The organism is Levilactobacillus acidifarinae DSM 19394 = JCM 15949 (assembly GCF_001434835.1).
GTDB lineage: Bacteria > Bacillota > Bacilli > Lactobacillales > Lactobacillaceae > Levilactobacillus > Levilactobacillus acidifarinae.
In genome coordinates this window covers 255,905-268,941 of record NZ_AZDV01000003.1, presented here as the reverse complement: position 1 = coordinate 268,941, position 13,037 = coordinate 255,905, and the positions used below count along the sequence as shown (strand labels likewise).

Below are 13,037 nucleotides of genomic sequence, written 5' to 3'. Positions count from 1 at the left end.
TAAATGGGCAACCTACTAATTAGCGAACCACCTCTGCAGGTACTCCCATCGTTAGCCGTCAAGGTGGGGCTTAACGAAGCCATCATCTTGCAACAATTTCATTATTGGTTACAACGGTCTAATAACTGTCATGACGGCTATAGATGGATTTACAACAGTTTTCCAGAATGGAATAAACAGTTTCCTTTTTGGGGATTGAATACGTTAAAGCGGGCCGTAACAAGTTTAGAAAAAGATGGTTATCTAATTACTGCGAATTACAACAAGGCGGGATTCGATAAAACCAAGTGGTACCGCATCAATTATGACAAATTGGGTATGGGTCGACCATCGACCCAAAATGGGTCGACGAGTAACCCAGAATGGGTCGATGGAATGGACCAAAATGGGTCGACCAATACCAATAGATTACCAGAGACTACAACAGAGACTAACAAGAACCATAGTCCGGCTGAAGCCGAACAGTTCCCCTGGGAATCCATAATTGACTATTTGAATCTGAAGACCGGCAAACATTTTCGGCATACCCCAACTAATAAACGAGCTATTATAGCCCGCCACAAGGAGGGGGCTACGGCTGAAGACATGAGGCTAGTCATCGATAACCAATGCGCACTATGGCTTAACGACCCTAAAATGAATCGTTACTTGCAGCCGTCAACGTTATTTCGGGCCAGTAAGTTCGAGGGCTATTTAAATCAGGTCCCGATAAACGGGGGCCAGGGAGGAGAATCCTACGATGGCATCGATTACTGACGGGAAAATGAAGTTTTCCTTGCTGGATAAGGTTCAGAAGACAAATCAAAAATGCCCCAAACACGGTGTTTTTATGATCAAGCTACCTGATAAGCCTGCTTTTTGTCCGAAGTGCCAGCAAGAAAAGATTGCGGCGCACGAGCGTAAAACGGTTATGGACGCTGAGACATACTGGAAAAAGCGTAAAACAACTGATGTCTTGTCTAGGGATTCTATCTTCGATGATCCTAATTTAAAAACGGCCACGTTTGATAACTTTGAAGCGACCTCACAGGAAGCCGAAACCAATAAGAATCGGGCACGGACGATTGCTGGCCAATACTTGAAGGCTGACACGCAGTTCAACACCTTATTTACTGGGTTACCAGGACGAGGAAAGTCGCATCTCGCCCTAGCTATGCTTAAAGCAGTTAACGAGTATGCTGAAAGGCCAATGTCATGTCTGTTCGTCAGCGTTAATGAATTGATGCGGTTAGTTAAAGATAGCTTTAACTATCCCGATTCAAAGTACACCGAGGCTAATATGGTCGAGCTTCTAGGCAACGTTGATTTATTGGTCATCGATGATTTGGGCTCAGAATCTAGCTTCAAACGAGACAGTCGTGAGGCAAGCGAGTTCACACAAAACGTTCTGTTCGGCGTTTTGAATAAACGTAATCGAACCATTATCACGACCAATCTAAATAGTAAAGAGCTAACGGCCATCTATAATCCCAAGCTTATCTCCCGAATGTATCGTGGGATTAAGGACCACATTATCAAGTTTACTGATAAAACGCCTGATCAAAGGAGTGTTGAGTTTTGAAAACTAAAAGTTGCCCACTGTGTCATGGTACGCAAGTTATCCGAGTTGTTTCGGCATTCGGTGTCGAATTCGATCCGTGCCCCAATTGCAACGTGAAGTTTAAGCAGCGCGTAAAAGCTGAGTTTGAGGCAATGAAACGAAAGGATGTTGTTCATGAGTAAGAAAAAGCTAGTTAACATCGACCTGACCGATATGGCTCATGGTGCCATTCAAGAAAAGCTGGATAACGTCATGGATGACGTTCTTGAGAATATCTTGAACCCGAACTGTGAACCAAAAAAGAAGCGAAAGGTCACAATCACGCTATCAATGACGCCGACGGAAACTCGTAATTCGGTTACATTGGACGCTCAGGTTAAAGCAACGCTGGTACCTGAAGATTCTGCAACGACCACTATTCTGGTTGGTCGAAACTCAACGGGCCGCATCGAGGCTAATGAGTTAAAGAGCGGTACTCCAGGCCAGACCTATATCGATCCTGAGGACGGGAAACTAAAGGACGACAAGGGGACAGATATCGACAAAGTGGAGGCCGAGGGCAAGGATAAGCCTGCTAAGGCGTCAACTATCATTGATTTTCAGCATTCACAAAAGAAGGAGAGTAATTAATTATGATGGAAAAAAGTGCATTTGAATTTTTAACTGATCAGGCGAACGCTGCCGCTGATAAGGCAATTAAGACCGATGGTGATGGTCATACCTTCAAGGTGGGACCTAATGTTGAAGAATACGTTCCTGATGATATGCCCGGAACCATTCTTGTCAGCACGCTTTCTAGTGTTGCGGATTTTGTGAATCAAGTGGAAGATGCGACCAGTCGTGGGCAGCTACTAGTACAAGTCGAGGGACCACAGCGTGTTGTCGTTAAGTCGGCATTAGACAAGTATGGCCGCCGCGCACAGTTCATGGTGGCAGAAACCATTTACGATGATTTCGAATTCAACCGTTGGTATGACCGGGAAACTCTTAACATCGCATTACAGTCTAAATTTGTTAGTTTACCGGTACCTGAAGGCCGTGAATACGATGATAAAGGAACCTTGTTGCGCTTTTTAAGCGCCTACAAGGAGTCAACTGAGAATACTGCATCCGACGACGGTGTAACGCAAACGGCGACGGTAGCAACGGGGGCCGCTAGCGTTGGGACGGCTAAGGTACCTAATCCGGTACTGCTGGCTCCATACAGGACCTTCTCCGAAGTAGAACAGCCACAAAGCCAATTCATTTTTCGGATGCATGAAGGGATGAAAGGTGCGCTCTTCGAAGCTGATGCCGGGGCTTGGCGGAGTGAAGCAATTCAAAATATTAAGGCTTACTTTGCTGAAAAATTTAGCAAGCTGGATTCCGATGTCGTGGTGGTGTTAGGCTAATGAAACTTTTTGGCAAAATTCGCAAATTATTCAAAAACCACTATTTGATTATTGACCTGTCTGATGTTGATCCGCCCACTCGGCGGCTCATTGAAGCCAACCTAGGTCAATTGGCCGAGATTAATTTTGATGATGGCCGTCATATCACTGTCGATCAGCGACGAAAGATTTACGCGATGATTGGCGAAATCGATAGATGGTGTGGTAACTACATCGAAGAAATTACGAAAAAACAGTTAAAACGGATGTTTGCACTACGGCAGGGGCTTTACGAAGACTTCTCGCTCAGTGACTGCTCAATTGAAATGGCCTCACGCTTTATTGAATTTCTACTGGAATTCTGCTTCTCTAACGGTGTTCCTTTTGCGGGTCATACAGTGGACGCAATTCGCGAGCAATACGGATGGGATTACTACTGTTTGAAGTACCACTGCTGCATGATTTGTGGCCGGCCGGCGGATATTGCACACGTTCATGCCGTTGGGATTGGTCGCAACCGTGAGCATATCAGCCACATTGGAAACTATGTGATGGCCCTCTGTAGAGATCACCACCAGGAACAACATCAAGTCGGAATTTACACGTTCATGAAGGACAACCAGTTAAAGGGCATCAAGGTAACCGAAGAGATTGCAGAAATGCTTACTCTTGGTAACTGGCGTCAGGAACGTGGCGAGAATATTTATTCTACGGAGGAGTGAATTAGTGGAGAAGAAGGGTGCCTAGTATCGAAAAGATAGTAATTGACGGAATTTTACCGAGCTTAAATGAATATGTTAATCGCGAACGGTCTAACCGTTATTCAGCGGCTGGATTAAAGCATAAATACACAACGCTGTGCAGCGTTTACACACGGGCGGGGATGAATGCTGGGATACATTTTAACTGGCCGTGTCGGCTTAAATTCACGTGGTATTTGAAGGATAAGCGTAAGGATCCAGACAATGTGGCTTTTGCTAAGAAATTCATCTTAGACGGGTTTCAACAGTGTGGGTTCTTGGACAATGACAACTTGAAACACATTACGGGGTTTGTTGATGAGTTTTACATTGACAAGGAACATCCGCGTGTAGAAATTGAAGCGTTAGGAGGTCAACCATGATTTATGTCAGCAATGCTCGGACGGGGAAAATCGTATACTCCGGAAAAACAATGGCAGAATGCAACAAGTGGCGTCTAACTCACTTTCGTCGTGACTCACTGAACGCTAGGGAGATGCCGTACCCGCTTAAGATGACCGATGATGAGCATTTAGCCGAAGAAGCAATCATTTGGAAAAATACTCTGGGAAATACGAAGGTTAAGAAAATTGAGACGGCCCGCTATGCGGTTACTTTAGATGGGGTCACGATTAACTTTTCCTCCAAGAAGGAAATCAAAAAGACTTATCGTATTTCAGATTTAACGATAAAGCGGCTGATTTTCACTCATGGTCAGGACCACGGCATCAGCATTGAGAAAACGGCGGAGGTGCATTTATGATCAAGACACCAGTTGGGTACGCCGTCGCGGTGGTTGATGACTGTAACTATGAGAGAGGCACTATTGGGGATGAGGAGGTATTCACGGCAACACAGCCAGGGTGGACGAAAGGCCAGTTTGGTGCAACGTTGCATCAAACGTTGCGTGAGGCCAAGGAACGTTGCATCATCGTGAACCGCGACTGCTGCCATCATTACTCGGTTGTTTGTGTTTGGAGGGAAGAATTATGAATTATTTGCCAATAAAGACGTGGGAGTATCTCATGGGGAAAACGAGCGACACAATTATCGCGGTCTATTTAACGGGAAGCCACCTAAATAATCTAGCTACAAAGGATTCCGATGTAGATTATTACGTGATTACCTTCCCACGATTTGATGATCTGATTTTTAATCGACGGCGGGCTACCCAGGAAACTGGGGATGTCGATTTTAAAATGATGGACCTATTTCATTTCCTTAACCTGATGTTTAAGGCTAACCCAAACGTTATCGAACTTCTCTATCGAGACCCACTTTATTGTTCCGACATCTATTTACCAATCAGCACTTGGTTAATGACCAGTCGTGATAACTTACCGCTTCTCAATCCTAAAGGCTGGGAAGGCGCATGTCTGGGGCAAATGTTGCAAATTCGGAAAAGAGTTGCTGTGGGAAAAAAGTATGAAGGCAACGGAAGCCTTGGGAAAGATATGATTCAATTCAACAAGTCCTACAGTTATTTTATGGCTAACTTCGCACACGGCACGCTTGAGGACGTTGTTAATTACAGTGACCCGGATGCACGCGATGCGGCTTTGAGAATAAAAAGCTGGACGAATTCAGATAGGGGGATTAAATTGAATTTGAAGAACTCTGGAACATCAAGGCATGATGATTACTGGGATGGAATCGTTACCCTAGATGGGATTAGAAGCAGTGATAATCCTGAAGTAGTAGATCAGCTTCAAATTGGACAGTTTGTACTGTTTAATGGACAGCTTGCAACTGTGGTAGATGTAGGTGGCCCTTCGTTTGCTAAGGTAATGGTAGATTTATCTCCCCAAGCAGCTATCGATGCTCACAAAAAGAAATTCCAAGGCCAGAAGGATTGCCCTTATTGTCACATAGACGAAGGGAACGAACCTGAGTGGAATTATGAACTTCAAGTTGGGCAGAGACTACCACACGATGGGTATGGATATCCCGAAGTTAGTATTGATCCTGATTCAGCACAAATTTACATTGATGCATTGGATACGCCTACGTTAGACATTAACTTTTGTCCAATGTGTGGGAGAAAATTAAATTAGGAGGGCGACATGAAATATAAAGAATTAGCACGGATTGCGGAGCAAAATGGGCTCAAAACCAGAGTTACCCCTAACGCAATCATGGTTATTAATCAGGATAGTGATTTAAAGGCTTTAATTGATCGCAATGATCCTGATCACTACACAATTTGGTCGTCTGGTTCTTGGGCTAACTTTGTACCGGCAGAGTTAGCCCAAGCAATTGCTGAGTATTCACATACTTTGTGGGGAAAGCGAGATGAGCCAGATTACGACTTGGACTTGTGGAAAGGCAAACGCGAAGATAAATAGAAGTGAAATCGAACTCCTTAAAATTGAGCGTGAAAACATTTCTCAACTAATTGAAGACTTATTTGAGCGTATAGATGAGCGTGGCCGTCTGCAACTCACTCTAGATGATCAATTGCCATTGATGATAATGCAGGTTAATAAGATGATTGGGCATGTTCAAATGATAGACACACGTATTGCGAATTTGGAGGGTGAAATGAATAACAGATGGCGTCGCGTAGAACGGCTAAGAAAACAGGAAATGAGTAGTGAGGGTCGTAAATACCATGAATTGGCCGCGTACGCACTCGAACAGTATAAAGAGATTGAGCGATTACGGGTATTGCAAGATGAAGTCCTTGAATCAATGATAAAGAAAACGATAGAGGATCCCCAGGTTGCACCAACACCGGAAGCAATCCCTCATGAGAAAGCGTCAGTTTATAAGCCAGGTATTTTTAAGCGAGCTGCTAGTAAAATCGGCAGTTGGTTTTCTGGAAAGTGGGGAGGGCCAAAGTAATGGAGTACGTTAAACGAATAAAAGTTGAGGCGGAACAGTTTGGTGGGGTATCTGACACTAAAGCCTTCCAGAAGTATGGCATCACTAAAAAGGATTTAGACCCGGATTACTACATCAATACTCATATGGGATTAGTTCGCCTAAAGAGTGGCGACTGGATTATTACGTATAGTGATGGAGATCGGTACGTGGTTGATGAAGATGAGTTTAAGAAAAACTATCGACGAGCTGACAAGGACGTAGCCAAATGGCGAGTAAATGAGCCTAAGTGGGCTCGTATAGATAAAGCGTTAATCCCCCTGAATAGTATTACTTCTGTTCAAGATAGGGGTTCCGAAGGCGGTATCGTTGTTTATTTAACTGATGGCAGACGCTTAGACTTCGACGGAGGATCACTGGACGACTTTGAGAAGTTCGTTTCTTAAAGAAAAAAGCCGCCCACGCATGGACAGCTTCCTCACGACATAATTAATTCAGCAACTAATTATACCACAGGCAGTGAAGGAGTTGGATCAACGTGGAGGGCGTACAAACTGAATTGATGGCTAAACCAAGGGGTTCAAAAGAGATTAAGCACGACGTTAAGCGGTATTTCCGTCAGGACTTCCAGCGACTAGTGCTGCTGTCCGGTAAGAAAATATCGGCGCTACGGTCACCACAGTATGATGGAATGCCGAAAGCCCCGGGTGTAAATGGGGACTTTGATAGTGACCTATCCAAGCAAGCCGATCAGCAGGTTATTGTGGATTGCACGATGGAGGCACTCAATAACATTACCAGTATTAGCTGCGCGATTGTATGGCGCTCATTGGTAATGGATGAACGGGAGGCAAAGATTCGCCGAATCATTCATTATCAGCATACCCGGTACTCCGAGCGGAAGACGGCGGCCATGATGGAGTTCTACTACGCTTTCCTAGGACGACTTGCCAAACGGGGAATTAGCGCACCTGATCTTAACTTTGATGGGTTTCTTGAATGGAACTGAAAAACGAACTTTTAGCGTACTTTGACCGAACTTTTTAACTGAAAAATGGGGTTATATTAGTAGTGTGCCAAGGATTAAAACACGCCTTTGTTAGTTGGCGACGAGACGAAGACAGGCTTTGCTGGTGGTTCAAGTCCACCTCTCGTCATTGACCCGGGTAAGTCAGAAACTGCCTAGCATTCAAGCTGGTGTATAAGGGATGGTTAATCCCGCCCACGCTGGTGGCTGTTAGTCGCTATGCCGTCCATCAAGGATACCTGATGGATTACAAATGCCGATTCGGTCGGCTAGTCTGAAAGAAAGGGCTGCGCGTGTCATTGAAGGTAGCAAATCGGCAGAAAAATGCACTGTCGGGTCCGCACTCATAACGGTAATAATCGTCCTCAGCATAATGGTGGTTTGGCGACCATCAGAACCAACGGGGGATGCCACTAAGAGTGTTTCGTAGTTGAACCGGGTAACGCCGGGTATAAGGACTTAGATGGGTACGAGTAGGGATAATCTACGCATACAGAAAATCCAAAATATGGATACAAATATGCCTACAATTCCTGAAAGTTGGCGGTCATCGTACCGGCCCGGACCATGTAAGACGTCAACAGCATATCGGGTAGCTCCTGATATGTAGGCGTTGGCGAGTCTGTAGCATAATATTTCTAGGATTTAAGCGAGCCACGCAAACCAATGCGGAATGCTTCTCTGGATCTTTAGCCCAGTTGGTAGAGCACCGGACTTTTAATCCGGGAGTCACTGGTTCGAACCCAGTAAGATCCATTGCACGCCGATTGTTAGAAGAGTTAAGTACCCAACTCTAACAATGAAAACTCTGGCCGGATAGTGGGAAACGTAATGATCCCGCCGGTGGTACAACCGTGATGCGTGCTAGCCGTTATTAGATGGTGCCAGGTGCCTCCAAGTTAAGTTTAGAGGAGGCGTAATGTGTGCCTTTAGCTCAGTCGGTAGAGCGTCGGCCTGTTAAGCCGGTTGTCGTTGGTTCGAGCCCAACAAGACACGTTGATGGGGGATGGTCTCCCCGTCGATACCCACCAAGAAAACTTGATATGGATTGTTAGAAATAGAGAAACTAGCTGGTGCTATGGTAGCTGATTTGCGGGTTCGAATCCCGCTGCCAGTTATATGTGCTGACTGAATAAATATGTACAACCAAGGACAGGACAAGGCACCAGATGGGTTTGCCGCTGACACCGATTAAGTAGGTTTAATTCCTACTCAGCACAGAAAACTTGATTGTACGGGCACATCCCCCAAACGAGGAGGTGAAAACACCTCTAAAATTTGTTTCTAAAGTGCCCGTTTTGGAGTGGCAAGCATAATGGTAATGCAGCGGCTTGCTAAGCCGTTACACGGTAATCCCGTGGCGCTGGTTCAAATCCAGAGCACTCCGTTAATTAATCCTTTTTTGGAAGTGGGCATATTGAATGACCTTCTGTATACTTAATAGTAAATCAAGCATACAGGAGGTCTGTTTTATGAATGGTGCATGGATTGCTTTTATCGGAGTAGTTGTGGGTGCTACGTTAAAATGGGGACTTGACCTAGTTAATTATTTTCTCAAGGATAAAAGGGAGTTCTCGAAACAAATAAGAATGGAAAGAATAAATGATCTATTTGATGTTTTTCCGCAATTTATTAAAGAGTGCAAAATACAGGCACAAGATTTAGAGACTACAATTCATGCGACATTTTTTCTGCTAAATCCTAGTAATAAAGAAATGGTACGTCAAGCGTTAGATAACGTGCCAAAAAGATCTGAACGTATTGTGGAATTAAAAGAAAGATGTACATTAGATATCTTAGCTATTGATAATGATGTTGAGTTAAGACAATGCTTGAATAAAATCGTTGAGATTGTTGATGTAGAAATTCCGGAATTTCTAAAGAGCCATCGGAGTATCACTGAAAGAAATCCAGACTTTGTAAAGGAAATTAATAAGTATAGACATCAGTTTATTATAAAATTACAAAAGAAGCTAGACATTGATTAGAGCGAGAAATCGCTCTTTTATTTTTTCGGAAACTTGGAAAAATGCGAATTAAACCACCTAAGGGGTAAAACAAATGAATAAAAATGAGTTTGTTAAATTATATGGCGATAAAATTAGTGAAATCGCAAATCAGGACGCGGTTCGCGCTCAGACCCTGAAACGTGAAATCGATGATGGGACCATGGATGCAACCGTGAATAATGCAACCACGGTTACGTGGTATACCTACAATCAAGCATTAAAGGCCGGCTTTGCGGACGATAAAGCATTTTACATGGCCTGCCAGATGGCTGGAATTGATATTGAGGCTCCGTACAATCACGAGGCCTAAGCTAATGGATTAGATGGGGTGTGGTGATATGTAATGGACGTCGATTGGGAGAAAATCAGAAAGGACTACGAAACGTCCACTGCAACGGCCAAAGATTTAGCCGATAAGTATGGGGTTAAGCCGACAACACTGCGCTCGCGGAAGAATCGTGAGAAGTGGCAGCGGTCGGGGGATGCCCCGCCAAGTGAAACGAAACAACGCAACATAAAAGTGATGCGTCACGACGCAACGCCGATGCAGCCGTTGCCAAGATAAATGCGAGTGGGCTAACGGATAAACAGAAACTCTTCTGTACCTACTACTTGCAGCGGTACAACGCAACTTGGGCTTATCAACAGGCCTATAATGCCGATTATGCGACAGCTCATGCGAACGGAAGTCGGTTGATGGCAAACGCTAACGTCAAAAAGTTACTGGCCGACCTGAAGGAACAACAACAGGCCGACCTTTTTCTGACGTCCGAAGATATTTTGCGTGAGTACGCCAAACAGGCATTTTCCAGTCTGGGTGACATCATCAAGTACAACGTGCAAAAAGAGATTGCTACTGACCCAGAAACGGGCACCGTCCTGGATACCAGCGACAATCCCGTGAAATTCCACGTTACCGACATCTATCTCAAACCATCTGACGATATTGATTGGTCCGTGGTCAAAAGTATTCACAAGGGTCGAGATGGCCTAGTAGTAGAACTCTATGATAAACAGAAGGCCATGCGCGAGTTGATTGACCGATTGCCAGCAGCTAAGGTTACCGATTCTGATGAAGATAGCTTGCTGCAGGCCATTATCACCCGGGCAAAGCAGAGCAACTTACTTAAAGGGGATGATGATTAATGAACGCTGCGCAGTTTGAATTTACGCCATTCTCTGATAAGCAATTTGAAGTGTTGAATTGGTGGATGGACCCACGACTTTCGGTGGCCAAGGATACAAGTAAAGTAGTATCAATGCATCCTGAGTGGCTCAATCGTCGAGATAAGGAAGCCCTTATTTGCGATGGTTCTGTTCGTGCGGGTAAGACCTTAATCATGTCGCTATCGTACGTCCTGTGGGGGATGACAAACTACCGTGGTGAGCAGTTCGGTATTGCCGGTAAAACTATCGGGTCGCTACGTCGAAACGTCATACGCCCCCTAATTCGCATGTTGAGGGGGCGTCATTATCGAGTTAAAGACCGCCGAGCGGATAATCTGTTGGAGATTACCTACGGCAGTACAACTAATTTGTTCTACCTCTTCGGGGGCAAAGACGAAGGAAGCCAAGACCTAGTACAGGGTAAAATGATGCTCCCCTAATTAGTAATAATTGGGTAAACATTGGGGAAAATCGGTGAAGGCTAAGTTTTAAGATTGAATAGGAAATAACGTTTGCCGGCTTCTGCGTAGTATAATTATTGTAGAAAGGCGGCGCTTTCCATGAAAGATATTGTTGGTCATAAATTTGGGTTGCTTACAGTAATTGCATTTGATCATAGAGAAATTCATGTTCGTCCAAATGGTAAAAAGACTTATCGAATTTATTGGAAATGCAGATGTGAGTGTGGAAGCGTTGTCGTTAGGAGACGTGATGCTCTAAACAACCCTGGGCATGTAGTAAGCTGTGGATGTTATAGGACTCAGGTAAATAAGACATTTATGGAGCAGCATAACCCTAAAGCTTCTCATGGCTTATCACAAACGCGAATCTACAAAATATATTACAAAATGCGGGAGCGTTGTTATGATAAAAATTATCCGCAATTTGATTTATACGGTGGGCGTGGAATTCGTATTTGTTCAGAGTGGTTAGATGATTTTCGCAATTTCTATGATTGGTCAATCAGCCATGGATATTCTGAAGACAAGAGTATTGATCGTATAGATTTTAATGGAAATTATGAACCGAAAAATTGTCGATGGGCAGATGTGTATCAGCAAGCCGATAATAAACGCAACAATATCGTCTTAACTCATGACGGAATTACCATGACAATGCCAGAATGGGCAAGAAAAATTGGCTTACCGTATTCTACGCTTGCAGATAGGCGAAGAAAGGGTAAGACGGTTGAGGAAATTCTGTATCCGAAAAAACTAAGATAAGCTAATACCGAGGTAAAGCACCTATTAAAATAGGTGGCTCACCGTAACGCATAGGGGATGAACCTTCAAGAAGAATATAACTCCCCCAAGAGTCTCCGACGACCATTGGCCATAGCAATATGGTCTTTTTTTATGGCCGAAAATGTATGCTGAGCTTACATGAAAGTGTAAGATGCGTAGGATAAAAAGCCAGCGCGATAACAAATGATCACGGTCGCAGGCTTCTTTTTTGATGAAGTTGCATTGATGCCAGAGAGTTTTGTTAACCAGGCGACCGCCCGGGCCAGTGTGGACGGCGCAAAGTTTTGGTTTAATTGCAATCCCAGCGGTCCTTACCACTGGTTCAAGCTGAAGTGGTTGGACAAACTAGACGAGCATAAAGCCGTTCACATTCACTTCACTATGAAAGACAATCCCTCTCTCTCAACTGAGACGATTGACCGGTACGAGCGAATGTACACGGGCGTTTTCTATCAACGGTATATTCTAGGCCAGTGGGTATTGAGCGATGGAGTGATTTACGACAACTTTAGTCGTGAAACGATGGTCACATCACCACCGGACCCAAGCACGATTACAAATTATGTTGTGTCAGCCGATTATGGCGCATTGAACCCCACAGTTTTCCTTCTGTGGGGCTTTTCTAATGGTATCTGGTATTGCCTTAAGGAATACTACTACAACGGTCGTGCGGCCTCTAACAGTCATCAGAAGACGGACGGCCAATATGCGGATGACCTGGCCCGTTTTCTCTCTGATCAGGGGGATGATTCATCTTATTTTCGGGGAACCATCAAGGCACCAATCATTCTGGACCCGTCGGCAGTTCACTTTGCTATTTTACTTCAGCAACGTGGTTACGAGGTCATCCCCGCTAACAACGATGTTCTAGATGGCATTAGGTTAACTCAGTCATTGATGAGTAACGGTCGAATCATGTTTACCCCAGGGCTAACTAACCTGTTCAAAGAGCTGGCTAGTTACGTCTGGGACGACAAGGCCGCGCAACATGGGGAGGATAAGGTCGTTAAGGAGCATGACCATGCAATGGATGCGATGCGGTATTTCTGTATGGGCGTCTTAGCACCGGAAACGGATGAATCGGGGATGCAGGTATTACCAAACTATTAGGAGGCGG

General features: G+C 44.6%; 16 protein-coding genes, 3 tRNA genes and 2 pseudogenes. All 21 read left to right on the top strand.

Translation table 11 applies throughout. From position 1 onward, the window contains the following. Positions 1-3: 3 nt before the first annotated feature. Positions 4-756, top strand: a complete 753-nt coding sequence (locus tag FD25_RS01975; protein ID WP_057800901.1) for a conserved phage C-terminal domain-containing protein — start codon at positions 4-6, stop codon at positions 754-756. Then, positions 740-1,561 (top strand): ATP-binding protein, encoded by an 822-nt coding sequence (locus tag FD25_RS01970; protein WP_057800900.1) that lies wholly within the window; start codon positions 740-742, stop codon positions 1,559-1,561. Before FD25_RS01975 ends, FD25_RS01970 begins: the two co-directional genes overlap by 17 nt. A gap of 153 nt (positions 1,562-1,714) precedes the next feature. Further along, positions 1,715-2,170 (top strand): hypothetical protein, encoded by a 456-nt coding sequence (locus tag FD25_RS01965; RefSeq protein WP_057800899.1) that lies wholly within the window; start codon positions 1,715-1,717, stop codon positions 2,168-2,170. Positions 2,171-2,172: 2 nt separating this feature from the next. Beyond that, positions 2,173-2,931 carry a hypothetical protein gene (locus FD25_RS01960; RefSeq protein WP_057800898.1) on the top strand — a complete coding sequence of 253 codons (759 nt, stop codon included), beginning with the start codon at positions 2,173-2,175 and terminating at the stop codon, positions 2,929-2,931. Beyond that, positions 2,931-3,632: a putative HNHc nuclease gene (locus FD25_RS01955; protein ID WP_057800897.1), complete on the top strand. Its 702-nt coding sequence runs from the start codon at positions 2,931-2,933 to the stop codon at positions 3,630-3,632. Before FD25_RS01960 ends, FD25_RS01955 begins: the two co-directional genes overlap by 1 nt. Positions 3,633-3,658: 26 nt before the next feature. Further along, positions 3,659-4,033 (top strand): RusA family crossover junction endodeoxyribonuclease, encoded by a 375-nt coding sequence (locus tag FD25_RS01950; protein WP_057800943.1) that lies wholly within the window; start codon positions 3,659-3,661, stop codon positions 4,031-4,033. After that, positions 4,030-4,413, top strand: coding sequence for a hypothetical protein (locus FD25_RS01945; RefSeq protein WP_057800896.1), 384 nt, complete (start codon positions 4,030-4,032; stop codon positions 4,411-4,413). The genes FD25_RS01950 and FD25_RS01945 overlap by 4 nt, the downstream gene beginning before the upstream one ends. Before the next feature lie 226 nt (positions 4,414-4,639). Further along, on the top strand, positions 4,640-5,704 hold the full coding sequence (locus FD25_RS01935) for a DNA polymerase beta superfamily protein (RefSeq protein WP_057800894.1): 1,065 nt from the start codon (positions 4,640-4,642) through the stop codon (positions 5,702-5,704). Between the two features lie 9 nt (positions 5,705-5,713). Further along, the gene (locus FD25_RS14005) at positions 5,714-5,995 is read left to right on the top strand and encodes a hypothetical protein (protein WP_146999951.1); all 282 of its coding nucleotides are present in this window, start codon (positions 5,714-5,716) and stop codon (positions 5,993-5,995) included. Further along, entirely contained in the window at positions 5,943-6,494 is a 552-nt protein-coding gene (locus FD25_RS01930) for a hypothetical protein (protein WP_057800893.1), read from the top strand. Before FD25_RS14005 ends, FD25_RS01930 begins: the two co-directional genes overlap by 53 nt. Then, entirely contained in the window at positions 6,494-6,919 is a 426-nt protein-coding gene (locus FD25_RS01925; protein ID WP_057800892.1) for a hypothetical protein, read from the top strand. Before FD25_RS01930 ends, FD25_RS01925 begins: the two co-directional genes overlap by 1 nt. A gap of 116 nt (positions 6,920-7,035) precedes the next feature. Then, positions 7,036-7,482: an ArpU family phage packaging/lysis transcriptional regulator gene (locus tag FD25_RS01920; RefSeq protein ID WP_146999950.1), complete on the top strand. Its 447-nt coding sequence runs from the start codon at positions 7,036-7,038 to the stop codon at positions 7,480-7,482. Positions 7,483-8,183: 701 nt separating this feature from the next. Next, positions 8,184-8,256 (top strand) — tRNA-Lys (locus tag FD25_RS01915). A 165-nt stretch (positions 8,257-8,421) separates the two neighbouring features. Then, a tRNA-Asn gene (locus FD25_RS01910) sits at positions 8,422-8,496 on the top strand. A gap of 304 nt (positions 8,497-8,800) precedes the next feature. Next, positions 8,801-8,887: transfer RNA gene (locus FD25_RS01905), tRNA-Ser, on the top strand. Positions 8,888-8,972: 85 nt separating this feature from the next. Beyond that, a complete protein-coding gene (locus tag FD25_RS01900) occupies positions 8,973-9,488 on the top strand; it encodes a hypothetical protein (protein ID WP_057800890.1) in 516 nt (171 codons plus the stop codon). Positions 9,489-9,561: 73 nt separating this feature from the next. Continuing rightward, the gene (locus FD25_RS01895) at positions 9,562-9,819 is read left to right on the top strand and encodes a hypothetical protein (protein ID WP_057800889.1); all 258 of its coding nucleotides are present in this window, start codon (positions 9,562-9,564) and stop codon (positions 9,817-9,819) included. A 251-nt stretch (positions 9,820-10,070) separates the two neighbouring features. After that, positions 10,071-10,655, top strand: coding sequence for a terminase small subunit (locus tag FD25_RS01885; protein WP_083484048.1), 585 nt, complete (start codon positions 10,071-10,073; stop codon positions 10,653-10,655). Further along, positions 10,655-11,098, top strand: a pseudogene (locus FD25_RS01880) (hypothetical protein); the annotation flags it as partial. The gene FD25_RS01885 and the pseudogene FD25_RS01880, both read left to right, overlap by 1 nt. 138 nt (positions 11,099-11,236) lie before the next feature. After that, positions 11,237-11,899: a hypothetical protein gene (locus tag FD25_RS13850; protein WP_083484047.1), complete on the top strand. Its 663-nt coding sequence runs from the start codon at positions 11,237-11,239 to the stop codon at positions 11,897-11,899. A gap of 201 nt (positions 11,900-12,100) precedes the next feature. Further along, positions 12,101-13,030 (top strand): annotated as a pseudogene (locus FD25_RS01875) (PBSX family phage terminase large subunit); the annotation flags it as partial. Between the last annotated feature and the right edge of the window lie 7 nt (positions 13,031-13,037).

Bases quoted from the DNA above. Each gene is read 5' to 3' on its own strand.
- FD25_RS01960 (WP_057800898.1), top strand. From the start codon at position 2,173: ATGATGGAAAAAAGTGCATTTGAATTTTTAACTGATCAGGCGAACGCT.
- FD25_RS01930 (WP_057800893.1), top strand. From the start codon at position 5,943: ATGAGCCAGATTACGACTTGGACTTGTGGAAAGGCAAACGCGAAGATA.
- FD25_RS13850 (WP_083484047.1), top strand. From the start codon at position 11,237: ATGAAAGATATTGTTGGTCATAAATTTGGGTTGCTTACAGTAATTGCA.
- FD25_RS01955 (WP_057800897.1), top strand. From the start codon at position 2,931: ATGAAACTTTTTGGCAAAATTCGCAAATTATTCAAAAACCACTATTTG.
- FD25_RS01975 (WP_057800901.1), top strand. From the start codon at position 4: ATGGGCAACCTACTAATTAGCGAACCACCTCTGCAGGTACTCCCATCG.
- FD25_RS01935 (WP_057800894.1), top strand. From the start codon at position 4,640: ATGAATTATTTGCCAATAAAGACGTGGGAGTATCTCATGGGGAAAACG.
- FD25_RS14005 (WP_146999951.1), top strand. From the start codon at position 5,714: ATGAAATATAAAGAATTAGCACGGATTGCGGAGCAAAATGGGCTCAAA.
- FD25_RS01945 (WP_057800896.1), top strand. From the start codon at position 4,030: ATGATTTATGTCAGCAATGCTCGGACGGGGAAAATCGTATACTCCGGA.
- FD25_RS01965 (WP_057800899.1), top strand. From the start codon at position 1,715: ATGAGTAAGAAAAAGCTAGTTAACATCGACCTGACCGATATGGCTCAT.
- FD25_RS01900 (WP_057800890.1), top strand. From the start codon at position 8,973: ATGAATGGTGCATGGATTGCTTTTATCGGAGTAGTTGTGGGTGCTACG.
- FD25_RS01920 (WP_146999950.1), top strand. From the start codon at position 7,036: ATGGCTAAACCAAGGGGTTCAAAAGAGATTAAGCACGACGTTAAGCGG.
- FD25_RS01895 (WP_057800889.1), top strand. From the start codon at position 9,562: ATGAATAAAAATGAGTTTGTTAAATTATATGGCGATAAAATTAGTGAA.
- FD25_RS01925 (WP_057800892.1), top strand. From the start codon at position 6,494: ATGGAGTACGTTAAACGAATAAAAGTTGAGGCGGAACAGTTTGGTGGG.
- FD25_RS01970 (WP_057800900.1), top strand. From the start codon at position 740: ATGGCATCGATTACTGACGGGAAAATGAAGTTTTCCTTGCTGGATAAG.